This window comes from Roseateles saccharophilus (genome assembly GCF_031458095.1).
In the GTDB taxonomy this organism is placed as follows: domain Bacteria; phylum Pseudomonadota; class Gammaproteobacteria; order Burkholderiales; family Burkholderiaceae_C; genus Pelomonas; species Pelomonas saccharophila_A.
Genome location: NZ_JAVDXU010000007.1, coordinates 72,863 through 99,625, shown reverse-complemented (window position 1 = coordinate 99,625; position 26,763 = coordinate 72,863). Strand labels below are relative to the sequence as shown.

11 protein-coding genes are annotated in these 26,763 nt (G+C 69.7%); 7 read left to right on the top strand and 4 right to left on the bottom strand.

Features of this window, described 5'->3' with window-relative positions; genetic code table 11:
* Positions 1 to 169: 169 nt before the first annotated feature.
* From J2X20_RS28495 to J2X20_RS28485, 3 genes are read right to left on the bottom strand one after another with little or no spacing between them, the layout of a single operon-like run.
* Positions 170 to 1,813, bottom strand: coding sequence for an ATP-dependent DNA ligase (locus J2X20_RS28495; protein WP_310272989.1), 1,644 nt, complete (start codon positions 1,811 to 1,813; stop codon positions 170 to 172).
* Complete coding sequence (locus J2X20_RS28490; protein ID WP_310272986.1) at positions 1,810 to 2,850, bottom strand: ligase-associated DNA damage response exonuclease; 1,041 nt, start codon at positions 2,848 to 2,850, stop codon at positions 1,810 to 1,812. Before J2X20_RS28490 ends, J2X20_RS28495 begins: the two co-directional genes overlap by 4 nt.
* Before the next feature lie 42 nt (positions 2,851 to 2,892).
* Entirely contained in the window at positions 2,893 to 3,750 is an 858-nt protein-coding gene (locus J2X20_RS28485) for an endonuclease/exonuclease/phosphatase family protein (protein WP_310272983.1), read from the bottom strand.
* Positions 3,751 to 3,916: 166 nt separating this feature from the next.
* Between J2X20_RS28485 and J2X20_RS28480 the strand changes: the two genes are divergently transcribed.
* Genes J2X20_RS28480 through J2X20_RS28470 form a run of 3 tightly spaced genes read left to right on the top strand, consistent with a single transcriptional unit; the run spans position 3,917 to position 18,467 of the window.
* The gene (locus tag J2X20_RS28480) at positions 3,917 to 5,638 is read left to right on the top strand and encodes a ShlB/FhaC/HecB family hemolysin secretion/activation protein (RefSeq protein WP_310272981.1); all 1,722 of its coding nucleotides are present in this window, start codon (positions 3,917 to 3,919) and stop codon (positions 5,636 to 5,638) included.
* A gap of 2 nt (positions 5,639 to 5,640) precedes the next feature.
* Positions 5,641 to 17,058 carry a two-partner secretion domain-containing protein gene (locus tag J2X20_RS28475; protein WP_310272979.1) on the top strand — a complete coding sequence of 3,806 codons (11,418 nt, stop codon included), beginning with the start codon at positions 5,641 to 5,643 and terminating at the stop codon, positions 17,056 to 17,058.
* Complete coding sequence (locus J2X20_RS28470; RefSeq protein WP_310272976.1) at positions 17,055 to 18,467, top strand: caspase family protein; 1,413 nt, start codon at positions 17,055 to 17,057, stop codon at positions 18,465 to 18,467. Before J2X20_RS28475 ends, J2X20_RS28470 begins: the two co-directional genes overlap by 4 nt.
* 174 nt (positions 18,468 to 18,641) lie before the next feature.
* Here the strand turns inward: J2X20_RS28470 and J2X20_RS28465 are convergent, their stop codons facing one another.
* On the bottom strand, positions 18,642 to 19,820 hold the full coding sequence (locus J2X20_RS28465) for a hypothetical protein (protein ID WP_310272974.1): 1,179 nt from the start codon (positions 19,818 to 19,820) through the stop codon (positions 18,642 to 18,644).
* A 124-nt stretch (positions 19,821 to 19,944) separates the two neighbouring features.
* On the opposite strand from J2X20_RS28465, the gene J2X20_RS28460 reads away from it, so the two are divergent.
* Genes J2X20_RS28460 through J2X20_RS28445 form a run of 4 tightly spaced genes read left to right on the top strand, consistent with a single transcriptional unit; the run spans position 19,945 to position 26,756 of the window.
* Complete coding sequence (locus J2X20_RS28460) at positions 19,945 to 21,687, top strand: hypothetical protein (protein ID WP_310272972.1); 1,743 nt, start codon at positions 19,945 to 19,947, stop codon at positions 21,685 to 21,687.
* 12 nt (positions 21,688 to 21,699) lie between these two features.
* On the top strand, positions 21,700 to 23,922 hold the full coding sequence (locus tag J2X20_RS28455) for a hypothetical protein (RefSeq protein WP_310272970.1): 2,223 nt from the start codon (positions 21,700 to 21,702) through the stop codon (positions 23,920 to 23,922).
* Between the two features lie 2 nt (positions 23,923 to 23,924).
* Positions 23,925 to 24,614: a CpXC domain-containing protein gene (locus J2X20_RS28450; protein ID WP_310272967.1), complete on the top strand. Its 690-nt coding sequence runs from the start codon at positions 23,925 to 23,927 to the stop codon at positions 24,612 to 24,614.
* Positions 24,615 to 24,626: 12 nt separating this feature from the next.
* Positions 24,627 to 26,756: a hypothetical protein gene (locus J2X20_RS28445; protein ID WP_310272964.1), complete on the top strand. Its 2,130-nt coding sequence runs from the start codon at positions 24,627 to 24,629 to the stop codon at positions 26,754 to 26,756.
* The last annotated feature ends 7 nt before the right edge of the window (positions 26,757 to 26,763 follow it).

Below are 26,763 nucleotides of genomic sequence, written 5' to 3'. Positions count from 1 at the left end.
TGTCTCACTCCGAGCATCGCGAGCGCTTGATCCCGCTCGAGTGCGGATTGCATTAGCGCTCCTCTTTTGGTGACTTTTCTCTGGCGCGTCAGAGAAAAGTTACCCGCCCTGCCGGGGCGGACTCCCGGCTCACTGCACCGAGTCATGAGGCTCGCCGCAAAAGCAGCCATCAACTCACGGCCTCCATCAAAGCCCGCAACGACTCCAACGTATCCGCCTCCCACAACGGCTTGTCATCCCTGATCCGCAGCATGCGTGGAAACCTCACCGCGATGCCGCTCTTGTGTCGCGAACTCGCCTGGATGCCCTCGAAGCCCAGCTCGAAGACCATCGTCGGCCTCACCCTTCTTACCGGCCCGAACTTCTCCACCGTCGTCTTGCGGATCTCCCGATCCACCCGCTTGATCTCCTCATCCGTCAGTCCCGAATAGGCCTTGGCAAAGGGCACCAGCGTCAGCTCGCCGCCGGTCGCATCGAGCGCGGCTTCCGCCTCCGCCGCATCCCTTGGCGCACGGTTCCAGACCGCAAAGCTGTAGTCGGTATACAGGTTGGCGCGCCGCCCGTGCCCCGCCTGCGCATAGATCAGCACCGCATCCACGCTCAGCGGCGCGACCTTCCATTTCCACCACGCCCCCACGGTGCGGCCGATGCCGTAGGCCGACTCGCGGTGCTTGAGCATCAGCCCTTCGACGCGCCGTTCGCGCGAGCCCGCGCGCGCGGTCGCAAGGCCGGGCCAGTCCGATGCCTCCACCAGCGGCGACGTCGCGATGCCCAACTGCTCCAGCCTGGCGCGGCGGGCATGCATGGGCTCCTGGCGCCGGTCGATGCCTTCGCTTTCCAGCAGGTCATAGGCCAGCAGCCGCACCGGCGCCTCGGCCAGGATGGCCTTGGACAGCTTGGTGCGGCCAATGCGCTTTTGCAGCAGCGCGAACGGCGCCGGCTCGGCCTCGCCGTGGCGCCAGGCCAGCAACTCGCCGTCGACGACCGTGCCGTCGGGCCAAGTACTGGCCTCCAGCACGACCTCGGGGAAGCGTTCGGTGACCAGCTCCTCGCCCCGCGACCAGATCCACACCTGACCATCGCGCTTGACCACCTGGGCGCGGATGCCGTCGTACTTCCACTCGGCCAGCCAGTCGCTGCGCTCGCCGAGCGACGCCGGCTCCGCCTGGAGCGCATGCGCCAGGAAGAAAGGGTAGGGCTGGCCGCCGCGGGCGCCGCTCGTGTCTTCAGCCAGCAGCGCCTGGAAGCGCTCGGCCGTCGGCAGCGTGTCGATCTGGGTGTAGCCCATCATGCGCTGGGCGATGCCGGCGGCTTCGGCGCCCGACCATTCGGCCAGGGCCCGCTGCACCAGCAGCTTGCTGACGCCGACGCGAAAGCCGCCCCCCACCAGCTTGACGAACATGAAACGCTCATCCGCCGACAGCCCGCGCCAGGCGGCCAGCACGCCTTCGCGGCGGCCAGCCATGTCCAGCGCGCGCAGCGGCAGGATGCGGCCTTCCATCCATTCGCTCAAGCGTTCGTCCAGCCTGTCCTCGGGGTCGGGCAGTACATAGGCGATGGCTTCGCCCAGGTCGCCCGTCGCGGCATAGCCGGCCTCGAACAGCCATTCCGGCAGCCCCGCGGCCTCGCAGGCCAGGGCGCGCAGCTCGCCGGTCGGCACCGCACGGCGCGGCGTACCGCCTGCCAGTAGATAGACGGCCCAGGCCGCATCGCGCGCCGGCGCCTCGGCCAGGTAGCGCTTCAGCGCCGCCACCTTGGCCAGCGTCGACGTGCTGGCGTCCAGCGCCAGATAGAGGGCGACAAAGCGCTTCACGCCTCGCCCCCTTCGCCTTCATCGCCATACTCGGTGGCGAAGGTTTGCGCCTGCAGGCCCAGCTCGCCCAGGTAGCGCACCAGCGCGCCTTCGTCGCCATGCGTGACGATGACGCGCTGGGCACCGGTCGATCGAATGGCCGACAGCAGCCCCGGCCAGTCCGCGTGGTCGCTGAAGACAAAGCCGCGGTCCACGCTGCGGCGCCGGCGCGCGCCGCGCAAGCGCATCCAGCCGCTGGCAAAGGCGTCGCTGTGCGGGCCCAGGGCCTTGGCCCAGCGGCTGTTCTGCACGGCCGGCGGCGCGATGACCAAGGCGCCGCGCAAGGCCTTGAAGTGGGTCTCCGGCGTCACCGTCCCGACCTCGGGCAGGGCGATGCCGGCCGCGCGATAGGTGTCGTTCAGCCGCGCAACGGCCGCGTGCACCAGCAGCGGCCCGGGCGCGTCGCGCGTCGCCAGCCCGGCCACCAACCGCTGGGCCTTGCCCAGGCTGTAGCCCATCAGCAGGGCGTGCTTGCCCTGGGCCGCGCAGTCGGCCCACCAGGCGCGCATCTCGGCCAGCACCTCGGTCTGTGGCGCCCAGCGGTAGATGGGCAGGGCAAAGGTGGCCTCGGTGATGAAGACATCGCAGCGCACCGGCTCGAAGGGCGCGCAGGTGGTGTTGGCGTCGCCAGCGCCGCTGACGAAATAGTCGCCCGACACCACCCAGACCTCGCCGCGGTGCTCCACGCGCACCTGGGCCGAGCCCAGCACATGGCCGGCCGGATGCAGGCTGATCGTCACCTCGCCCAGTTGCAAGGGCTCGCCATAGGCCAGGCCGTGGAAGACCATGTCGGGCCCGACGCGTGAGCGCATCAGCCCCTCGGCGTCGCGGTGCGCCAGATAGGCGCCGTGGCCCTCCCGGCAGTGGTCGGCATGGGCATGGGTGATGACGGCGCGCGCCACCGGCCGCCAGGGGTCGATGTAGAAATCGCCCGGCGGGCAGTACAGGCCCTCGGGGCGGCGCTGGATGAGGTCTTCGCGGGCAGGGAGGGCGGTCATCTCAACCCTGGTGGCAGGCGGCGTGCCTGGGTCGCGCCGCCGTCAGGGCAGGCGCACGACGGCCTGCACCGGCAGGTGATCGGACGGGAAGCGGCCCTGGCGCGAGTCGGTCAGCGCGGCCCACTTCAACACCTCGATGCCCGGCGTGTGGAAGATGTGGTCGATGCGGTCCTGCTCGGCCAGCGGCGCGTCGATGCGAAAGCCCTGGAAAGTGCCTTCCGGGCCATAGGGCGGCGTGCGGCTGCTGTCGCGAGCGTCCCGCAGGGCGGCGCGCAACAGTTGCACGGGCTCGCTGCCCGGCGCGGCGTTGAAGTCGCCGATCACCAGCGCCGGCGCGTCGCCGGCCAGGGCCTTCCAGCGGCTCAGCAGCAGCCGGGCCGATTCGCGCCTTGCAACCACGCCTTCATGGTCGAAATGGGTGTTGAAGAGGAAGAAGCTGCCGGCCTGAGGCGCCTGGCGGTCGCGCAACTCCGCCCAGGTCACGATGCGGTTGCAGCAGCGCGCATCCCAGCCCTTGGAAGGGCGCTCGGGCGTCTCGCTGAGCCAGAACGTGCCCTGGCGCAGCAGTTCCAGCCGTGACGTGCGGATGAACACGGCGGCATGCTCGCCGCGGCCGGCGCCGTCGTCGCGGCCCACGCCGACACGCCGATAGCCGGGCAGCTGCTCCAGGTCGGCCACCTGCTCGGGCAGGGCCTCCTGGGTGCCGAACAGGTCCCAGTCGTGGTACTGGATCAGCGCCTTCACCAGGGCCTTGCGGTGGGGCCAGTCATTGGGCGCGTCGCTGGCCAGGTTCAAGCGCAGGTTGAAGGTCGCCACGCGCAGCGCTTCCCCGGCGCGCGCCGTGGCGGTCGTCAGCAAGAGCAGGGCGGCCGCAAGGCCCACCCTCCAGCTTTTCGGCATGGCAGAAATCCGGTCGCCGTGGCAGTCCCACGCCTGCCAGCCTACGCCATCGGGGCCGGGCATCCGCTCATTTGCGGGACTTGCGCGGAACTCAAACGCCGCCGCCGTGACTCACCACGGGTGCGACCGCCAGGTCATGCCCGCCGCCACTGCTACGGACCCGACCTTGCTGCCCGACCCCCGCCACTGCCGCCGCTCGCCCTTGCGCCTCAGCCTGCTGGCCGTGCAGTTGCTGGCCGGTGCTTCGTGCTGGGCCGCCGGCACGCCGCCGGTGGTGCCAACGCCGGCCGAGCTGGCCCGGCCGCCCGAGGCCGCCCGCAACACCGAGCTGCCGCCCGAGCGCCCGCCCGTGGCGCGCGAACTCGGCAAGCCCGACGACGAGCTCAAGATCGACGTGCCGGCCTACAGCCTGGCGCCCGACGCGCCGGCCGCCCTGCGCGAGGCGCTGCCGCGGCTGACGGCGGCCTTTGTCGGCAAGGAGCGCGGCTTCGAGGATCTGGTCAATGCCGCCAACGAGGTGACCCGCTTCCTGCAGCGCGACCTCGGCTACTACCTGGGCTATGCCTACATCCCCGAGCAGGTCTTCGACGGCCAGACGGTGCGCATCGCCATCCTGGAGGGGCGGCTGGATCGCGTCGTGCTGAACTGGAGCGATGGGCTGCCGGTCGACCGCGAGGTGGTCGAGGCCTATCTCGCGCGCCTGAAGCCGGGGGACGTGCTGACGGTGGACGCCGTCGAGCGCACCGTCTTCCTGATCAATGACCTGCGCGGCATCGTCACGCGGGCCGAGGTCAAGGCAGGCTCCACGCCGGGCACGGCCATCCTCGAGTTCACGCCCCGTGCCGAGGCGCGCTACAGCGGCAGCATCGACGGCGATCTGAACGGCTCCAAGGTCATCGGCGCCCAGCGCCTGGGGGTCCAGGTCGTCATGGCCAGCCCGCTGGGCCGCGGCGACGGCCTGTCGGCCTCGGCGCTGGCCTCGACCGGCGGTGGCCTGCTGTTCGCCTTGCTGGGCTATACCAGCCCGATCGGCGCCGACGGTTTCAAGGCCGGCGCCTCGCTGTCGGCGGTGCGCTACCAGCTCGACAAGAAGGAATTCCCCCTCGGCCTGGACGGCACCGGCACGACGCTCAACCTGTTCGCCCTCTACCCCTGGGTGCGCTCGCGCAACCTCAACCTGTTTGCTCTCGGCGCCGTCGACGCCAAGTTCTACGTCGACAACGTCGCCGCCCTGTCGACGAAGAAGCGCGTGGACGACGCCAGCGTCGGCGTCAGCGGCGACTTCCGCGACAGCCTCTTGACCGGCAGCGTCAACACCTTCGAGCTCAACCTGGCCCAGGGCCGCCTGAGCTTTGCCGACGGGCCGCCGCCGAACAGCGACGATGCGGCGAGTTTCCGCAAGCTCACGTTCGCGGCCTCGCGGCTGCAGAACGTGCTCAGCAACCGGCTGCTGGCCTACTTCACGATGCGCGGCCAGTGGGCCCTGTCCAACCTCGATTCGACCGAGCAGTTCCGCGCCGGCGGCCCCAACGGCGTGCGGGCGTTCGCGCCGGGCGAGGGCACGGGCGACAGCGGCCTGGTGGCCAGCCTGGAGCTGCGCTGGCTGCCGCCGGCCAGCCTGTTCGGGCGCTGGGCCAATGAGCTGGTGCTGGCCGCCTTCTTCGACGGCGCCGCCATCCGCTATCGCCACGATCCCGACCTGGTCCTGCGCGAGCCTGGCTATGTCAACCGCGCCTATTTGGGCGGTGCCGGCCTGTCCCTGGTCTGGGCCCGCAGCAACGAGTACGCCTTTCGCATGAGCCTGGCCAAGCCCACTCACGGCCATGCCGTCGGCGAGGCCGACTCGCGCAAGCTGCGCTTCTATGCCCAAGGTTCCTGGAGCTTCTGAACATGCGGCGCCTGCAGCCCCTCGCCCTTGCCCTCTGCCTCGCGGCGGCCTACCCGGTCGCCCAGGCCCTGCCCCAGGGTGCCCAGGTCGTGCAGGGCCAGGTGGCCCTCAGCCCGGGGCTGATCCAGCAGGGCAGCGACAAGGCCATCGTCAACTGGCAGAGCTTTTCCATCGCCGCGGGCGAGGGTCTGCGCATCCAGCAGCCCAGCATCAACTCGGTGCTGCTGAACCGCGTCGTCGGCGGCGACCCCTCGCTGATCCTCGGCCAGATGCAGGCCAATGGCCGCGTCTTCCTGATCAACCCGCGCGGCATCGTCTTCGGCAAGGGTTCTCAAGTGGATGCGGGCAGCCTGGTCGCGTCCACGCTGGACCTGTCGGACACGCAATTCCTCGCCGGCAACTACCGCTTCTCGGCCGGCACCGGCACCGGCGCCGGTGCGCTGCAGGCCGATGGCAGCATCAATGCGCCGGGCGGCACGGTCGCCTTGGTGGCGCCTCAGCTCAATATGAGCGGCAGCATCGCCGCGCGACGCGTCGGCCTGGGGGCGGCGTCCACGGTGCAGGTGGACGTCGAAGGCGACGGCCTCGTCCTCTTCAATCTGCGCAACGACGACAACCGCGACGTCGCGCTGAAGTTCAGCGGCCGGGTGCGGGCCGACGGCAGCGCCGAACTGCGTGCCCAGGCCCGTGCCGGGGCGGTCGCCCAGGTGCTGAACATGGATGGCATCGTCCAGGCCCGCGGCTTCAGCCAGCAGGGCGGCCGCATCGTCATCGACGGCGGCACGGCCGGCATCACCAGCGTCAACGGCAGGGCCGACGCCAGCGGCGAGACCGGCGGCGGCATCACCGTGCTGGGCCAGAAGCTCGCCCTGCTGGACGGTGCGCGCCTGGACGCCTCCGGCCGCCTCGGCGGCGGCAGCCTGCAGGTGGGCGGCGGCTTCGAGGGCAAGGGCACCGCGCACAACGCCGAGCAGACCTGGGTAGGCGCCGGCGCCGAACTGCGCGCTGACGCTACCGAGCGGGGCGAGGGCGGCCGCATCGCCATCTGGGCCGACGGGCGCACCGACATGCTGGGCAGCATCTACGCGCGTGGCGGGGTGCTCGGCGGCAACGGCGGCACGGTCGAGACCTCGGGCCGGCAGCGGCTCAACCTGCTCGGCAGCGTCGACGCCAGCGCACCGCAGGGCCGGCCGGGCCAGTGGCTGCTTGACCCCAACGACGTCGTCATCAAGGCCAACGCCGGCACCAACACCAATGTCGGGGCGGCGCCCAACTTCGCCAGCACCAACGACGGCGCCGTGGTCGATGCCGGCGCCCTCAACAACGCCCTGTCCGGCGGCACCTCGGTGACGGTGCAGACCACCTCGTCTGGCACCGACGGCGAGCATGGCGACATCGACGTGCAGGCCGCCATCGTGCCCACCGGCGCGGCCACGCTGAACCTGATCGCCCTGCGCAACATCACGTTCAGCGCCGCGGGCGGCAGCATCGGTGCCGGGGCGGGGGCGCTGAACGTCAGCCTGCAGGCGGGCGGCAATATCACCGGCACCACGATCAACACCGGCGGAGGCACGCTGGCCGCGACGAGTTCCGGCGCAGGCACCATCGGCCTGGGCAGCGTCACCAGCGCCGGGCTGACCATCAACACGGCCGGTGGCGACGTCGTGCTGCCCAGCGGCACGGTGAGCGGCAATCTCGGCGTCACCAGCAGCGGTGGCGCTGCCATCACCCAGGCCGGCGCGCTGACGGTGACCGGCACGACGGGCGTCACCACGGGCTCCGGCAACATCACGCTGACGGCCGCCAGCAACAACCTGCAGGGCGCCGTCAGCCTGACGACCACCGGCGCCAGCCAGATCAGCAATGGCAGCGGCAATACGCTGACTCTGGGCACGCTGAACACCCACGCCCTCACCGCCACCGCGACAGCGGCCAACCTGAACCTGGGCAGCGGCACGGTCACCGGCAACCTCAACGCGACAACGACTGGCAGCGGCACCATCACCCAGGGCGGTGCGCTGACGGTGACGGGCACGACGACGTTGAGCAATGGCAGCGGCAACATCACCCTGGCCTCGGCCAACGACCTGCAGAACGCGGTCAACCTGACGACGACCGGCAATGCGCAGATCGTCAATGGCAGCGGCAAGGCGCTGAGCCTGGGCACGCTGAGCACCGCCGGCCTGACCGTCAGCACCAGCAATGCCAATCTCGACCTGGGCAGCGGCGGCGTCACAGGCAATCTGAGTGTGACGACCAGCGGCACGGGCACGATCACGCAGAGCGGCGCGTTGACCGTGACGGGCACGACGGGCCTGAGCAATGGCAGCGGCAACATCACGCTGACCACGGCCACCAACGACCTGCAGGGCGCGGTCAGCGTCACCGCCACCGGCACCACGCAGCTCAGCAATGGCAGCGGCAAGGCGTTGACGCTGGGCACGCTGAACACGCATGCCCTCACGGTCAGCACCAGCGGCGCCAACCTGGACCTGGGCAGCGGCACGGTCACCGGCAACCTCAGCGCCACGACGACGGGCACCGGTACCCTCACCCAGAGCGGCGCGCTGACGGTGACCGGCACGACGACGCTGAGCAACGGCAGCGGCAATATCACGCTGACTTCGGGCAATGACCTGCAGGGCGCGGTCAGCATCACCAGCAGCGGAGCCACCCAGCTCAGCAATGCCAATGGCAATGCGCTGACCTTGGGCATGCTGAACACCGGCAACCTGACCGTCAGCGCCAACCATGCCGACCTGGTGCTGGGCAGCGGCACCGTCGGAGGCAACCTCAGTGCAACGACGACGAACAACGGCAGCCTCACGCAGAGCGGCGCCCTGACGGTGACGGGCACTTCGACGCTGAGCAATGGCAGCGGCGACATCACGCTGAGTTCGGCCAACAACCTGCAGGGCGCCGTCAGCGTCACGACGACCGGTACGACGCAGATCGCCAATGGCAGCGGCCATGCCCTGACCCTGGGCACCTTGAGCACCCGCGATCTCAGCGTCAGCACCGCGGCCGCCAACCTGGACCTGGGCAGCGGCACGCTCACCGGCAACCTCAGCGCGACCACGACCGGTGCCGGCGCCATCACGCAGACTGGCGTACTGACGGTGACCGGCACCAGCAGCCTCAGCAGCGGCAGCGGTGGCATCACGCTGGCCGCGGCCAACGACCTGCAGGGCACGGTCGGCATCACCAGCACCGGCAGCAGCCAGATCGTCAACGGCAGCGGCAATGCCTTGACGCTCGGCACGTTGAACGCCGCGGCCCTGACCGTCAGCACCAGCAATGCCGACATCGACCTCGGCAGCGGCACGGTGGGCGGCAACTTCAGCGCGACGACGACGGGCAACGGCACCCTCACCCAGAGCGGTGCGCTGACGGTGACCGGCACCAGCGCGTTGAGCAACGGCAGCGGCAACATCACGCTGGCCTCGGGCAACAACCTGCAGGGGGCGGTCAGCGTCACGACGACCGGCACCACGCAACTCGTCAATGCCAGCGGCAACGCGCTGACCCTGGGGACGCTGAGCACTCACGCCCTGACCGCCAGCACCAGCAATGCCAACCTCGGCCTGGGCAGCGGCACGGTCACCGGCAACCTCGGCGCGACGACGACGGGCAGCGGCACCCTCACCCAGAGCGGCGCGCTGACGGTGACCGGCACGACGACGCTGAGCAACGGCAGCGGCAATATCACGCTGGCCGCGGCCAACAATCTGCAAGGCGCCGTCGGCATCACGACGACCGGCACGACGCAGCTCGTCAACGGCAACGGCAATGCGCTGACCCTGGGCACGCTGAGCACCCATGGCCTGACGGTCTCCACCAGCAATGCCAATCTGCAGCTGGGCAGCGGCACGATCACCGGCAACCTCAGCGCCGCGACGACGGGCACCGGCACCATCACCCAGGGCGGGGCGCTGGTGGTGACCGGCACCTCGGCCTTCAGCAACGGCAGCGGCAATATCACGCTGACCTCGGCCAACAATCTGCAGGGCGCGGTCAGCCTCTCCACCACCGGCACGACCAACCTCGGCAATGGCGGCGGCAACCCGCTGACCCTGGGCACGCTCTCCACCGGCAATCTGACGGTCAGCACGACGGCCGGCGGCAATCTGAACCTGGGCAGCGGCAGCATCAACGGCACGCTGAACGCGAGCAGCCATGGCGGCGCCATCAGCCAGAGCGGTGCGCTGTCGGTGAGCGGCGTGGCGACGCTGGACGCCACCACGGCCGGCGACATCGGCCTGCCCAACACGGGCAACCAGTGGAACGGGCTGAACCTGGTCGGCAACTCGCTGGATCTGCGCTCGGCCGGCGACATCAACATCCTCAGCCTGACCCAGCCCGCCAACCGCGCGCTGACACTGTCGGCCGGCGCCAACCTCATCCTCGGCCCCGTCGCCAGCATCAACACCGGCACGGCCGACCTGACGCTGACCAGCGGCGGCAGCTTCACCATGGGCGGCGTGCTGGCCGGCCACAACGTCGAACTCGGCGCCCAGACCGGCCTGGTGCTGAGCCAGAGCATCACGGCCAGCGGCACGCTGAAGCTGACGACGGCCAGCGGCGACGTCAACCAGACGGGCGGCAGCCTGCTCGTCACAGGCGCCACCACCGTGTCGGCCGGCGCCTCCAACATCAGCCTGAATCAGTCGACCAACCATTTCGGCGGCGCCGTCAGCCTCAGCGGCGCGATCACCGGCGTGACCGACAGCGGCGCGCTGACGCTGGGCACGCTGAACACCGGCGACCTGACGGTCACGTCGAGCGGCCTGCTCAACCTGGGCCAAGGCACGGTCAACGGCACGCTGAACGCGACGAGCAACGGCTTCGCCATCTCGCAGTCCGGTGGTCTTACGCTGACGGGCGTGACGACGCTGGACGCCGGCACCGCCGACATCACGCTCAACCAGGCCACCAACGACCTGCAGGGCGCCATCACCGCGACCGGCGGCGCGGTGTCGCTGCGCAGCGCCAACAACCTCAACCTGTTCGCGCTGACCCAGCCGGGCAACCGCGGCCTGGAGCTGGAGGCCGGCGGCACCCTCATCCTGCCGGCCGGTACGAGCAATATCGACACCGGCACCGAGGCCCTGACCCTGTCCAGCGGCGGCGTCTTCGCCACCTTCGGCACGCTCAAGGGCGGTGCCGTCACGCTGAAGGGCCAGTCGGCCACGCTGGCCCACGACATCACGGCCAGCGGCGCCCTCGTCGTGGCGGCCACCAGCGGCAGCATCGACCAGACCGGCGGCCGCATCGTCGCGGCCAGCACGAGCAGCTTCGATGCCGGCGGCCAGCCCATCACGCTGAACTCCGCCGCCAACCAGTTCAGCGGCGCGGTCTCGCTGACCGGTGGCAACACGCTGATCAACAACCTGGGACCCCTCAACCTGGGCGCGGGCAGCATCACGGGCACCCTGGGCGCCACCAGCAGCGGCGCGATCTCGCAGTCCGGCGGGCCGCTGAGCGTCAGCGGCGCCGCGAGCTTCGACGCTAGTGGCGCCGACATCACGCTCGGCGACACGGGCAACAGCTGGGGTGCCGCGGTCGCCCTGAGCGGTCGCAACCTCATCCTCAAGGGCGGCAGCGCCATCACTTTGGGCGATGTCGGCGCGACCTCGCTCACCCTGGCCAGCGGCGGCTCCATCAGCCAGGGTGCCGGCACGGCCGTCACGCTGAGTGGGGCCCTTGGTGTGGATGCCGGCAGCGCGGCGATCACGCTGGCCAACGCGGGCAACCAGCTGGGCGGCACGGTCACGCTGAAGGGCGGCACCACCCAGCTGCGCACCAATGGTGCGCTGACGCTGGGCACGCTGGACACGGGCGCCCTGACGCTGAACGGCGCGGGCGCCCTGAACCTGGGCCAGGGCAGCGTCGCCGGCAATCTCTCCGCCACCAGCGGCAATGGCCTCATCACCCAGGCCGCCGGCGGCCTGAACGTGAGCGGCACGTCCAGCATCAATGCCGGCACGGCTGACATCACGTTGAACGACGCGGCCAACAGCTGGACTGGCGCCGTCGGCCTGACCGGCCGTGATGTGCAGCTCACCGGCAGCGGCGCCGTTGCCCTGGGCACGGCCAGCATCCGTTCGCTGGTGCTGAAGAGCGGCGGTGCCGTGACCCAGAGCTCGCCGCTGAGCCTGACCGGTGCGCTCAATGTCGACGCGGGCAGCGCGCTCATCACGTTGAACGACGCCGGCAACCAGCTCGGCGGCCTGGTCACGCTGAAGGGTGGCATCACCCAGGTCCGCACCGCGGCCGGGCTGACCTTGGGGCCGCTGAACACCGGTGACCTGACGGTGACGGCCTCCGGCGCGCTGAACCTCGGCCAGGGCAATGTCAGCGGCGATCTCGTCGCGAGCAGCGGCAATGGCGCCATCACGCAGACCGCCGCCCTCCAGGTGAGCGGCGCCGCCAGCTTCACGTCGGGCACGGGCAATATCACGCTGTCCAACAGCGGCAACCAGTTCCTCGGCGCGCTGAGCCTGACCGGCAACGCGGTGACCATCTTCAACCAGCCCAGCCTGAACTTCGGCACGCTGAGCTTCAACAGCCTGGACGCCACCAGCAACGGCAGCATCGTGCTCGGCAGCGGCACTCTCAGCGGGGCACTGACCGCCAAGGCCCTGGGCGGCTCCATCACGCAGATCGCTGGCGGCCTGACGGTGGCCGGCAATGCCACGCTGCAGGCCAGCACCGGCATCACGATGACGGATGCGGCCAACCACCTGGATGGCACGGTCAACCTGAGCGGCGGCACCAGCTCGGTCCGCAATGCCGGCAATCTGCGCCTGGGCACGCTGGCCACCGCGGGCCTGACGCTGAACGTCGCTGGCACGCTGAACCTCGGCAGTGGCACGGTGGGCGGTGCGTTGACCGCGGTCAGCACGGGGGCCGTCAGCCAGACGGGCGCGCTGGCGGTGACGGGCGCCACCAGCCTGAATGCCGGCAGCGCCAGCATCACCCTGGGCCAGGCCGGCAACAGCTTCACCGGCAGCGTGGACCTGCGCGGCGGCACCACCGTCATCACGGGTGCGGGTGCCCTGAGCCTGGGCAGCCTCAATGTCGCGGGGCTGTCGGCCTCGGCCTCCGGCGCGCTGCGCCTGGGGGCGGGCACGGTGGGTGGCGACCTCCATGCCAGTGGCAATGCCATCACGCAGGCGGCCGGCGGCCTGGCTGTGGCCGGTGCGTCCACGCTGAACACCGGCAGCGGCAATATCGATCTCGCCGAGGTGGGCAATGCCTTTGCCGGCGCGGTCAGCCTGGTGGGCGGGGGTGTGACGCTGGTCAACGGCGGCGCGCTGCGCCTGGGCAGCTTCTCGGCCCGCGATCTCAAGGTCAGCGCCGGCGGTAATCTCGATCTCGGTGGCGGCACGGTGAACGGCGAGCTGACGGCCACCACGCGGGGCAACATGATCAGCCAGTCCGCGGCGCTGACGGTCCGGGGTGTGGCCAATTTCGTCGCCGACGGCGGCCTGGCGACCCTGGTGCTGGACCAGCCCGGCAACCAGCTGCTGGGCGGCATCACTATGCACGGCATCAATGGCGGCAGCTTCGCCAGTGCCGACATCAGCAGCGCCCTGGACCTGACCTTCAGCGGCGACGTCAGGACCCTCAAGCTCAGCAGCGGCGGCCTGCTGACGCTGGGCGGCGGCCACAACGACACGCTGAGCGCCGCGGCGGCCAACGGCATCCTGCTGACCGGCCCGCTGGAAGTGACCGGACTGACGACGCTGATTGCCAACGGCACGAATGTGCCTGTCGACCTGGCCACGCACGGCGCCGACAACGACCTCAACCGCGTGGAGCTCAAGGCCCAGCCCGGCGCCAGCCTGGGCCGCGTGCAGCTGCGCGATGGCGATGCCGCGCGCCACGACGGCCTCAAAGTCACGGGTGACGCCGCACAGCTCGAGCTCACTTCAGCCGGCACGCTGGACCTGGGCGGTGGCAGCTATGGCAGCCTGAAGATGGACACCGCCGCCACCGGCGCCGAGATCAAGCAAAGCGGCGCGCTGACGGTCAGCGGCCTCACGACGATCAAGGCGGGCGCCGGCCAGGTCACGCTGGACCGGCCCGATAACAACCTGCCCAGCTTCACCCTCGACAGCGCCGGCATCGCCGGCCTGGCCAGCCTGGGCGACTACACCCTCAACACCAGCCAGGTGTCGACGCGTCTGGAGCTCGGCGGCGCCGGCGCCATCAGCCTGGTGGGACCGCTGTCGGGCACGGGCGAGCTGGTCATGAAGGGCAGCGGCAGCCTGACGATGACGACGGCCCAGGGCTACGGCGGTGGCACGCGCATCGAGTCCGGCACCGTCGTGTTGGCGGGGCCCCTGGCCCAGGCCGGCAGCGGCGCCGTGCAACTGCAGAGCGCGGGCCAGCTGGATCTGCGCGACGGCGCGGTCATGGGCGCCGAGCTGGTGGCCAACGGCGGGCGCGTCATCAACACCTCGGGGGCCGGCACGCTGGCTGGTGGGGTGACGCTGAAGGCGCCGATCACGGAATTCCTGCCCGGCGCCGGCGGCCTGACGGTCAGCGGCTCCATCAGCGACGGCGGTGCCGGCTTCGGGCTGCGCCTGGCCAGTGGCGGCACGCTGACGCTGGCGGGCAGCAACCATTACAGCGGCATCACCGACGTCGCCTCTGGCACCCTGCGCATCACCGGCGAGCTGCCGTCGACGAGCGCGGTGCAGCTCGCCAGCGGTGCGGTGCTGGCCTTGGGCAAGGACCAGGCCATCGGCTCCCTGGCCGGTGCCGGCCGCGTCGAGCTCGGCAGCTTCACGCTGGGCACGGGCCTGGACGGCAGGGACAGCAGCTTCTCGGGCAGCCTCGTCGGCACAGGGGGCCTCACCAAGCTGGGCAGCGGCCGCTTCACGCTGAGCGGCAGCGGGGCCCACACCGGCGCGACACGCGTGGCGGCGGGCGAGCTGGTGCTGGCCAGCGCCACCGCGCTGAACGACGTCACGGCCGTCAGCGTGGACGCCGGCGCGACGCTGACGGTGCAGCAAAGCCTCAACCTCGGCTCGCTCGCCGGCGCGGGCACCGTGGACGTGCAGGCTGCACTGCTGGGTGTCGGCAGCAATGGCAGCAGCACGCGCTGGGACGGCGCCATCACCGGCCCCGGTGGCCTGGCCAAGCTGGGCGCGGGCGTCTTCACTCTGGCCGGCCACAACACGCTGGCGGGCGATCTGCAGGTCAATGCCGGCACGCTGCAACTCGAAGGCGCAGGCGCCGTCAGGCCCCTGGCCGCTGGCTTGGCGACTGGGCCCGTCGTGCCCACCTCGGCCGGCGTCAGCGTGGCCGATGGCGCGACGCTGGAGCTGCTGAGCGACATCGACCTCGGCGCCCTCAGCGGCGCAGGCCAGGTGCAGCTCAACAGCAACACGCTGAGCCTGGGCGCGAGCGGACGCAGCAGCCGCTTCGACGGCGTCATGGCCGGCAGCGGCGGCCTGACCAAGACCGGCAGCGGCACGCTGACCCTGGGCGGCACCAATCTCTACAGCGGCACCACGCGCGTCAGCGGCGGCAGCCTGGTGCTGGACGGGCCCCAAGCCCTGGCCTCGGCCAGCGCCCTCGTCATCGAGGCGCCGGGCCAGGTCCAGGCCCATGCCCGCCAGACCGTTGCCTCGCTGAGCGGCAACGGCGCCCTGGTGTTGGATGGCGCTTCCCTGGCCGCCGGTGCCGACGGCAGCGACAGCCGCTTCGACGGGGTGGTCAGCGGCAGCGGCGGCCTCATCAAGCAGGGTGCCGGCACGCTGACGCTGACGGCCGCACACAGCAACAGCGGCGCCACCGTCATCGAGGCTGGCGCGGTCCAGCTCAGCGGCAACGGCGCCCTGGGTTCGGGCGAGATCCAGAACCAGGGCGAGCTGCGCCTGTCGCGCAGCGAGGCCTTGACCCTGGACCAGGCCATCAGCGGCCGCGGCAGCCTCGTCATCACGCAAGGCCAGGTGACGCTGAACAGCGCCGCCAACAGCTACAGCGGTGCCACGCAGGTGCAGGGCGGCAGCCTGATCACGACAGCCGTCGAGCGCCTGTCCGACGCCAGCGCCGTGCAGGTCGCGGCCGGCGCCCAGTTGCAGCTGGGCGGCAACGAGACCATCGCCTCCCTGCAGGCCGCCGGCAGCGTCAAGCTGGCCGGCCATCTGACGACGACAGCCGAGCAGGTCTACACCGGCAGCCTGACCCTGAGCAGCGCCAACGGGCAGACGCTGACCGGCACGCTGATCGACGCCAGTCGCAGCAGCAACCAGTTCGGCAGCGCGCCGCTGGCTCTCGCCGGCGGCCAGGCCCTGGTGACGGTCAAGGACAGCCTGCAACTGGGCGACGTGAACCTCAGCAACGGCGGCCGTATCGAGGCCGATCGGCTGGCCGTCAACGGCAAGCTGCAACTGACCGGCGGCAGCCTGGCCCTGGTGGCCAAGGCGGCGCCCGACGACGCCAAGGCCACGCTGCAGGGCACGGCCCAGGTGCCGGTGGCCGGCCAGTCCCTGGCCATCGCCGAGGCCACCGTGCAGCAGGGCAGCGCCAGCACCATCACGGTGGCCGAGAACGCCAAGCTGCAGGTGCAGGCCGCCGGCGGCGGCTCGGTCGTCCTGGCCCAGGACGCCAACAGCTTCAAGGGCCAGCTGTCGGTCCTCAGCGGGGCCAACTTCAACACCGCCTGGCTGCCCAACGCCAAGGGCAACCAGGCCGTGCAGTCGCAGGTGCGCGTGTCCGGCCAGCAGGTCATGGTGGGCGGCAGCGGCATCGAGGCCGATCTGGTCTATATCCGCGCCGACCAGCTCGCCACCGTCGGCGATGCCAAGCTCGTCGCCCGCATGCCCTTCGACGAGATCGTGCTCGGCAAGGCCCTGTCGGCGCCGGGCATGCTGCTGGAGCTGGCCCCGGGCGCCTTCGGCACACCCGGCAGCTTCGGCTCGATCAACGGCCAGCCCATCCGCGTCGAGGTCGGCTCGACGCTGACCGGCAATCGCACAACCGGCCCCAACGCCGGTTATCTGAGCCTGCTGCCCAAGGCCGGAGCGCAAGGCTCGACGGCCGTCGTGCTGGTCGGCCCCGAGGTCGGCAGCGCGCCGGCCAGCGGCGGCCCCGGCTATCGCTTCTTCCACGATGGGGCCAGTCAGGCAACGGAGATCCCGGTGGTCTATAACGGAGTCCTGCCGCTGACGCCGGCGGCCTCCGGAGCCCTGTCCTCCATCAACGGCGACGCCGAGGACGCCCGCCGTGCCCGCTTCCAGGAGACCGTGCGCACCGAGAACGTGACGGTGCGCCTGCGTTCCGGCGTCATCGCCGAGGTCGGCCCTGGCCGGCCGTCCACCCAAGGCAGCGAGGGCGCCAAGCCGCCCGAGCTGTGCGACCCCGCGGCCCAGCCGGTGCTGGGCTGCAAGCCTGCGAATCCATGAGCCCGTCCGAACCCGATCGCCTCCCGCGCCTGGCGCGCCGCCGCTTCCTGTGGGGCTCGCTGCTGGGCGCCGGACTGGCCGTGCGGCCCGTCGCGCGCGCCGATGCGGCCGCCGAGTCGCAGCTGCCCAGCACCGAGATCCGCCTGGCCCTGCTGCTGGGCAACCGCAACTACCCCCAGCCCTTCGACCTGCCGCCCATCCCCAAGAACCTGCGCGACCTGGAGGCGGTGCTGGAGAGGCGCGGCTTCAAGGTCACGTCGGCCCTGGACCTGGACCTGCCGGCGGCGCGTCGCGCCCTGGAGGCCTTCATCGCCGAGGCCGCCGCCAGCCCGGCGGATGCGACGGTGTTCTTCTACTTCAGCGGCCACGGCGTGCAGGTGGATGCGTCCAATCTGCTGCTGCCGGCCGGCCTGAATCCGTCGGCCAAGGGCGAGCTGCTGCAGAACAGCAGCATGCAATTGCTCAGCGACGTGGTGCGCCGCCTGCCGCCGCGCCGCGATGGCATGGTCATCGCCGTCGTCGATGCCTGCCGCACGGGTTTGCGCGCCGGCGAGGTCGTCGGCCTCAACCAGGTCGAGGCGCCGCCGGGCTGCCTCATCACCTTCTCCACCGGCGCCGGCAAGCCGGCCATCGCGCCGGCCGTCGAGACGCAGAACACCTTCTACACGGGCAGCCTCGTCAAGCTGATGGGCAGCGTGTCCGACCAGACCACCTTCCCCGAGCTGATGCAGCTGGTGCGCAGCGATGTGCGCGAGACCATGCTCAACCATCCGGTCGCCGCCATCCGCCAACTGGCGCAAGACCCCTTCATCGCCGACCACACCCGTGTGCGCCTGACCGTCGAGCCCAAGCGCGCCGGCGCGGCCGCGCCCGCCGTGCCCGACATCGACGAAGAGGCCGAGCTGAAGAAGCTGGAGAGGTTGGCCTGGCCGGCCGAGGTGCTGCAGGTGGCCGAGGCCTTTTTGAAGGCCCGCCCCGAGAGCCCGTTTGCCCCCGGCGTGCAGGTGGCGCGCGACGGCGCGCGCACGGCCGTCAAGGCCCTGCAGCGCAGCGATGTGCGCCTGTACCGCGCCGCCTTCGCGCTGAACGATGACATGCCGGCCGAGCAGCGCCAGGACCTGCTGCGCTGCGGCCGCGGCGACAAGGACGCGGCGGCCCGCATGGCCTGGCGTTCCAAGAATGGCAGCAGCGGCGCCAGCTTCGGCAGCGGCTATGGCTCGTCGGCCACACAGTCGCGCTACGAGGGCTGGCTGCAATACGCCGTGGCCCTGGGCAACGGCATTGCCAGCTATGAGCTGGCCCTGCATTTCCGCAACACCGGCCAGCCCTTGCTGGCCTCGCAGTTCGAGGCCCGCGCCCGCGACCTGGGCTACACGCCGCCGCCGGATCTGGACAACGTCCGTAAATAGCAACCGCATGGAGCGTGGGCGCCTCGGTATTCGGGCCGAGCGCTGGGCCGCTCCCGAGCCGGCCCGCCACGGCGATGTGCTTGCCGGTCGATCCGGCAAGCATCGCCGTCCCCGCGGGGGACCGATCAGCTTGGCCAGCTTTCAGCGCGGCCATGCTGGGCGAGGGGCAAGCAGTCAGCCGGCCTTCATCGCGGCGCCCAGCTTGCCGAGCGAGCTGACCGAATCGACGGCCGTCGTCAGCACGTCGGTGTTGACGTACTGCTTCATCGACTCCACCAGGGTGCGCGTGGGCACGACGGGGATCTTGCTCAGGTCACCCATGACGACGCGGGCCTTGTCGATGAACTCCTCGAAGGCCTTGTCGCGTGCCAGGGCCGCGTCGAGAAACTTCTGGGCCTTGACCTGCTCCTCGGCGATCTTCTTGACGGTGGCGGCCTGCTTGGCGATGCCCTTGAGGTCGCCGGCGGACTTGAGCTGGCCCAGCTTGGCGTCGGCCTCCTTGGCCTTGCCGCCGAGTTCGTCCAGTTGGCTGCGGGTTTCCTGGATCAGCACGCGGCGTTCGGTGCACAGGCGCGAGGCGTCGTCCAGGTGCTTGGGCATGCCGGCGGTCTTGCTGAGGATGCTGCCCAGATGCGTGAGAACGGCCTTCAGGTCGTTCTCCAGGTTGACCAGGGCGCGCTTTTCCAGGTCGTACTTGCCCTTGATGTCGGTGCCGACCTTGTAGAGGGCTTGCAGGCCGCCCATGCTGGCAAAGGCCACGCCCACGGCGGCGATCAGCGGGGTGGCGGCGCCCAGGGTCGCCACGCTCAGCGCGATGGCCGCGGCGGCGCCGCCGAGGATCAGCGCCCCCTTGACCACGGCGCCCATGACATGGCGCACCTTCTTCCATTTGATGTCGCTCTTGATCTTCTTCTTGGCGGCGTCCTCGGCTTCCTTCTCCAGCGTCGGCGCCCAGGCCAGGATCTGCTGCTGGGCCATGTTGCTGACGGCCGCGGAGAGATAGCTGGCGTAGTCCTTGATCTGGTCGTCCAGGGCCTTCTTGAGGTCGATGGCCTTGTCGATCTCGTCCTTCAGCTTGAAGGGGTCGGTGGCCGTCGTCACCGCGTTGTAGGCGGTCCTGAGCTTGTCGATGTCCTTCTGCATGGACTGCAGCGGCACCGCGAAGGCGTCGATCTGCTTGCGGAATTTCTTGCGCATGGCGGATTCGAAGTTCTTGACGATGTAGTCGAACTTGACCCGCTCATGCTCCTCGCTGCCCGAGCTTTCCACCTCGTAGGTGAGCTCCAGCTTGGGCGGCTTGAGGTCGGCCGTGCCGGGGATCTCCTCGATGATGGTGATGCTCTTCTTGCCCATGGGGTGTCCGGTAGCGGCTCGGTGCGTTGAATCTGTGTGACGCGGCCGGCGGGGAAGTTCCCAAGGGAACTCGCGGCGCTGCCGCGTCACTCAGCTAGCCACGACGATCACCAAGGATCACACGATGGCTCAAGTCAAACTGCCGGCGCCGCTCACCACGGCCTCCTGGGACAAGCAGAAGTCCGCCCTGGCCAAGGCCGCCAAGCCGCCCGCGACGAAGCTCCCGGATGAACTCAAGGAGCTGGCCAAGCTCAATGGCGCCGTCGGCTGGGACGAGTTCGACGCCGACAACTACGACTCCGAAGGCGAGATCGCCGCGGTCACCGGCGAGCTGGACAAGGCGGTCGGCAGCTCCATCAAGGCCCTGCTGGCCCAGCTGCAGGCCGTCGAGAAGTCGGCCACCAGCTTCGAGACCGAAGCCAAGAAGGACAAGACCTTCCCCAAGGAGGTGCTGACGGCCGTGGCGGCCATCATCAAGGCGGCCAAGGAGCACCGCGACGACGTCAATGCGTCGGTGGAAGCCGCGAAGAAGTCGCTGAAGGCCAAGGGTGACAAGATCGCCGCCGAGCAGAAGAAGGCCGGCGCCGGCGGGCCGCCCCCGAAGCTGGTGGCCATGGCCAAGAGCCGCCTGCTGTCGACCATAGCCCTGATGGTCAAGCCCGGCGGTGCGCCCAAGACCGTGCGCTTCATGATCGTGCAGGGCAAGAAGACGACGGCCCTGGCCCTGGCCTACGCCGTCGGTCCGGCCCAGGAAAAGCTGCTGAAGGGCCTGCTGCCGGGCGAGGCGCCCTACAAGGTGCTGAAGGACCCCAAGGCCCAGGTGGTGTGGGAGAACAAGTCGCTCACCTTCGTCAGCGACAAGCTGTCGGGCACCCTCCTGAAGAAGATCCAGCTCTGGTTGAAGAAGCAGTTCAAGCTCAACCTGAAGATGCGGGTGCGCAAATCCAACGGCCAGGTCGAGGAAGGCGATGCCGGCGAGGACATTCCCGACGACCTGCTGAAGCAGGCGGCGAGCGCCGGCAGCGGCCTCACCACGGCCGAGGTCTCCAAGCGCCGCGCCGACATGGCGGACGACATCAAGAAGGGCCTGGCCGGCCCGGCCCAGGCGCAGATCAAGTCCCTCTACGCCAGCATCACCGAGCTCATCAAGGCCGGCAAGGCGGATGAGGCCGACGAGGCCCTCGACGAGATGGAAGCGCTGCTGCATGCCGACGACGGCGGCGGCAATGACGTGCTCGACGAGGAGGCCGACGAGACCGAGGCCGAGGAGACCGGCAGCGGCAAGCCCGCGCGGCGTGCGGTGCAGGAAGACGAAGCCGACGAGGTCGAGACGGAGGAGAAGCCGGGCGCGGCCTTCACCAAGCGCATGGCGGCCATGGGCGCGGCCATCAAGGCCGGCCTGGCGGGCCCCGAGAAGGCCCGCATCAAGCTCGGCCTGGAGAAGATCACCGAGCTGACCGGCAAGAGCAAGTTCGCCGATGCCGGCAAGGTGCTGGACGCGATCCAGGCCCTGCTGGGCAAGGGTGGCGGCGACGCGCCGACAACGACCGGCGACGGCGGCGGCAAGGGCGCCGCCGCGGCCCTGGACGAGTGGAAGACGCGCCGCGCCGCGGCCGTGACCTCGCTGAAGGCGGTGGCCACCCAGGTCGCCAATGCCAAGCACGCCAGCTCGGCCAAGGCCATCATCGAGTTGCAGGCCGTCATCAAGAACCTGACGGAGGCGCCGTCCACGGTGCAGCAGGTGAAGGACCTGGAGCGTTGGCTGAAGGACGACGACGTCGTCACCGACGTCTGCGAACTGGCCGAGGACATCCGCACGCCGCTGCTGGGCGCCCTGGGCAAGCTGCGCGACGCCATCGCCGCCTGATCGCCACCCGCCATGTCCCGACCCCCCGAGCATCTCGGAAGTTCAGAAAGCCCGCCGATCCGCCGCAAGAGCAGCGTCGGCGAAGTGCTGCAGGCCATCAACAGCCAGGCGGTCGAGGTCCCCAAGCCCAGCGAGTCCAGCAAGCCGCCGCCCAAGGTCGATGCGGGCGCGGCGCTGCAGAAGCTGGCTCAGCAGCTCAAGGGGTTGAGCGCCGACGCCGAGCTGCTGCCCGACGAGGCCGATGCCGTCGGCGACCTGAAGCGCCGCCGCGAGGCGCTGGCGGGGGAGTTGACGCCGCAGCTGGAATCGACGCCGCGCGACTTCGACCCCTGGCTGCTGAAGCTGCGCCAGCTCGAGAAGGACGTGGCGGACGCCCAGCTGAAGATCGACGGCCTGGCCAGGAAGAAGGCGGCCGGCTACGAGAAGCCCTTCAAGGAGCAGCGCGCCAGGCAGGCCCAGGACATCGAGCGCTTCGACAAGGCCGATTTCGGGTCGCCGCCGCCGGCCGACCTGAAGGCGGCCTGGGAGATGTACAGCGCCGAAAGGCCGCGGCTGAAGCTGGCCGAAGAAGCGGGCGACTATCTGCGCGCCATGTCCGCGCTGACCAAGGTCATCGAGGGCATCAAGGCCATCAACAACGCCTTGCCCCAGCTTGAGGGCAAGCTGAAGAACGCCGAGAAGATCGCGAAGTCGGTCGACGACTACCAGGGCGACGAGGCCTTCAACAAGCCCGCGGAAAAAGTGAAGGCCGCCCTGGCCCGTGCCAACAAGGCCTACGAGGGCAACAATTTCGCCACCGCCTATGAGGCCCTTGACGCGATGGAAGCGGCGCGCGGTGAACTGCGCGAGGCCAGCGCCAATGCCTTGCTGAACACCAAGGGTGCCAGCCGGGCCGAGGTGTTGAAGAAGGCCATGGCCTTCGTCGACAAGGACCCGGGCATGCTCAAGACCCTGGTGGCGAAGAGGCCGGCCGGCGAGAAGCTGCTCGACGAACTGGTCGAGTCCCTGGGCGGCAAGGCCACGGGCAAGGCCGGCGAAGGCCAGAAGGCCTTCGTCAAGCAGGCCATCATCGCCCGCTACGGCCTGGAGGAAGAAGGCCTGACCGGCATCCTCAGCACCAAGGCCCTGCCGCGCCTTTACAAGGTCATGGGCATGGTGCCGAACACCCACACCCAGACCAACGATGCGCTGAAGAAGGTCGAGCGCCGCCGCGAGGGCGACGAGTCCTTCTACAAGGCCTCGACCAAGGAGGTCGTCGTCACCTGCAAGCGCACAGGCTGGAACGCCGACACCTCGACCTTCGACCCCGACGCGGGCAAGAAGACCAAGGTGCCGGCCTTCGATGCGCACACCCTGCACGAGATCGGCCACGCCGTGGACGCCAAAGAGACCTTCATGGACGGGCCCAAGGGCAAGGAGAAGCAGCATGGCGGCTGGGAGCAGGGCCTGACGCCCGAGGGCATCGCCGACAAGCTGTATGGCGATACGAAGTTCAAGTTCGCCGCCAAGTGGGAAAAGGCCGGTTGTTCGCCGGCCTTCCTGAAGGCCTATCTCGCCGCGGCCCTGAAGGGCAATGCGGCCAAGGCGGCCGGCGCCGGCAAGATCAGCAAGGAGGACCTGCTGGCCGACGCGGCCGTCAAGAGCGCCGCGGAGGCCGCCGCGGCCCTCGCGCAAAAGCCCAAGCCCACCACGCCCGATGCGATCAAGAAGCTCGAAGCCGCCAAGCTGAAGTTCGCCAAGGCGGCGGTCGGCAAGTCCAAGTCCAAGGATGCCGACGTGAAGAACCTGCTGCTGCAGGTGGCCACCCTCATCCTGGATGGCAAGAAGGCGGCCGAAGCTGTCAAGGAAGCGCTGGCCGAGGTCAAGATCGCGTCGGCTCCCGACCAACTGGACTGGGCCGCGCTGGCCAAGGACGAGGCCGTGAAGTGGTGTGAGGCGGTGCGGCTCAAGGGCTCGTCCACCGGCCTGTGGGAGGGGGGCGCCAGCAGCGCGACGGCGAATGCCCTGTCCGACTCGCGGGTCTACCAGGAGGCTTACCGCGGCACCTGGGTCAGCTATGACCTGACCGCCCGCGGTGCGGGCATCAGTTCCTACCAGTTCCGCGCGCCGGGCGAATGGTTCGCCGAGGCCTATGCCGCCTTCTTCCTGCAGAAGCTCAAAACGGGCCATCCGCTGTACACCTGGCTGCAGACCCAGCTGCCCGCCGACCACCCGCTCAAAGCGAAGGCCGCCTGACCATGTCCCTGCTCCAGACCGAGGCAGTCAGCTGCCCCCACTGCGGCGAGGTGTCGGACGTCGACGTGGTCTACAGCGTCTACGCCGATCGCCGCCCCGACCTGCGCCAGGCCGTCCTCGACGACAGCCTGCAGCGCGAGACCTGCCCGCATTGCGGCGCCGGCTTTCGCATCGAGCCGGTGCTGACCTTTCTGGACATGAGCCGCAAGCTGTGGCTGCTGCTGCAGCCCGCCGAGAACCTGAGCCTCTGGCCCGAGCTCGAGCAGTCGGCCCGCACCACCTTCGACATGGCTTATGGCCAGCGCGCCATGCCGGCGGCGCAAGCCCTCGCGGCCGGCCTGCAGGCACGCGTCACCTTCGGCTGGCCGGCGCTGCGCGAGAAGGTCCTGTGCACCGAGCACGCCCTGGACGACGTCGTCCTTGAGCTGGCCAAGCTGGCCCTGATCCGCAGCCAGCCCCAGCTGCGCCTGAGCGACGACGTCGAGCTGCGCCTCACCGAGGTGGGCCGCGAGCAGCTGGTGTTCTGCTGGGTGAATGCGACTTCGGAGCTGGTCGAGGATGAACTGCTGGTGCCCAGGCAGGTCTACGACGGCATCGCGGCCAACCAGAAGCCGTGGGCGGCCCTGCGCAGCGAGCTGACGGCCGGCCCCTTTGTCGACGTGCATCGCCTGCTCGTGCCGGCAGCTGATTGATAGGAAAACTACATGCCAAAAACAAGTCTGCGGGAAGTTCTGGAGGCCATCGCTTCCAAGGAGCCGGGCATCAGCAACGAGAAAGACGCGGTCGCACTGCTGGACCTGCACCTCGGCCTGGTTCAGGAATGCCAGCACACCGACGCGCCGGCGAAGCTGATCAAGGTTCGCGACGGCGCCAGGAAGGCGCTGCAGACCACCTTCCAGGTGCGCACCGAGAGCATGCTGGCGCGCTCGCATGCCGATCCGCTGGAGAAGGCTCTGGCCCCGCTGGAGCGCCTGATCGAGCGCACCCAGACCGAGGAGAAGCCGGAGCAGGCGCGCTTCGACAAACGCTGGGACCAGTTGGGCGAGCGTGTCGGCAAGCTGCTGGTGGACATCGAGAAGTCCAAGTTCGGCGGCTCGCCGGGCAAGCCGATGGAAGATGCCCTGCAGGCCTTGCAGCGCGATGCCAAGGCCGTCATCGCCTTGAAGGCCGAGCTCGATTTCACGCAGGCCAACAAGATGCTCGATCAGGTCGAGAAGGACCTGCTGGCCTTCGACAAGGCCTTTGTGCCCATCAATGACAAGGCCAAGGACGAGTACCTCGAGATCAAGGCCAAGCTGCAGGCCACCATGGCCAAGATGGACCCGGCCGTGGCGGCCGACAAGTTCGGCAGCCCGCCGCATCCGCACTTCGACGTGGCCGTGGACTTCTACGTCAAGATGCGCGCGCTGATGGACAAGGGCGAGCAGGACAACGACTACCTGGTCGCCAAGCGCGGCGCGAAAGGCATCAATGATGCGTTCTCCAGGCAGTTGCGGGACAGCTTCGCGTCGCTGAAGACGGACTGGCAGAAGAGCAGCGGCCCGGCGCAGAAGCTCATCGACGGCATCGCCGCCGGCGCATTTCCAGGTGCCGATGGCAAGGCGCTGAAGACGGCGATGAGCCAGGCCACGGAGGCGATGAAGCAGGTCGAATCCAGCTACGAATGCGCGGCGGCCGGTGCGCTCATGGCGGCGCTGGACAAGGCGGTCGCCGCTGTGCGGATCACGGTCGCCCAAGGTCTCATCAAGGCGGGCACCAAGACGCCCAAGGAGGCGCGCAGCAAGGTCGTCGCCATGCTCAAGCATGACCCCGAGGCCATGAAGGCCCTGGCCGATGAACCGGGCGGCAAGGAGTGGCTGGACGCCATGGTCGGCGGCCTCGGCGGCAAGGCCAAGGACGCCGACAGCAAGGCCTTCGTGAATGCGGCCATCACGGCGCGATTCGGCCCCGAGCTGCAGGGCAAGGTGCTGACCACCAAATACCTGCCGCGCCTGTACAAGGTGCTGGGCATGGTGCCGGCGTCGCACACGCTGAGCAACGACATGCTGGCGACCATCAACCGCACGCGCACCAAGCTGGAAACCTCGGGCGACTATCAGGCGGGTCATATCAACCTGAAGGCGCCGCGCACCGGCATTGGCGATGCGATGGTGAGCTTCGGCGCCTGGGTGCTGCCCGAGAAGCTGATCGGCAAGCAGTTGCCGGGCGGCGTGTCGCAATTCGACCAGCTGACCCTGCATGAGGTCGGCCATGCGGTGGACGACAAGAAAAAGTTCATGGACGGCAAGACGGGCGCCGTCAGCTTCGGTGGCTGGCAGAAGCACAAGATCGAGGAGGTCGCCCAGGTCCTTGGCGACGCGCTGGGCTTCTTCGACGCCTTCGCCGAACTGGGCAAGCCCTTCCTCAAGGCCTATCTGACGGCGGTGCTGCAGAAGAAGAAGGCCCAGGAGGACGGCACCGTCACCGCGGCGCTGCCCAATGGCGCCAAGCCGGACTGGAAGAAGCTGGCCAAGCATGCGGCCGTCGATCATGCCGAGAACATCCGCCTGAAGAGCGACAGCAAGGGCCTGTGGGACCGCGGCGATTCGGGGGCCGCCAAATACGCCATCGGCGGCTCGGTCTTCCAGCAGTCCTACGGGCATGAATGGGTCAGCTATGCGCTGTCGGCACGCTCGGCCAAGGTCACCGACTACCAGTTCCGCGCCGATGGCGAGTGGTATGCCGAGGCCTATGCGGCCTTCTTCCTCGGCAAGCTCAAGGAGAGCCACCCGCTGCACGCCATCCTGACCAAAGACAAGCAATCGACCGAGGCCGCCAAGCGCGCCGCGCGTTGATCGGAGA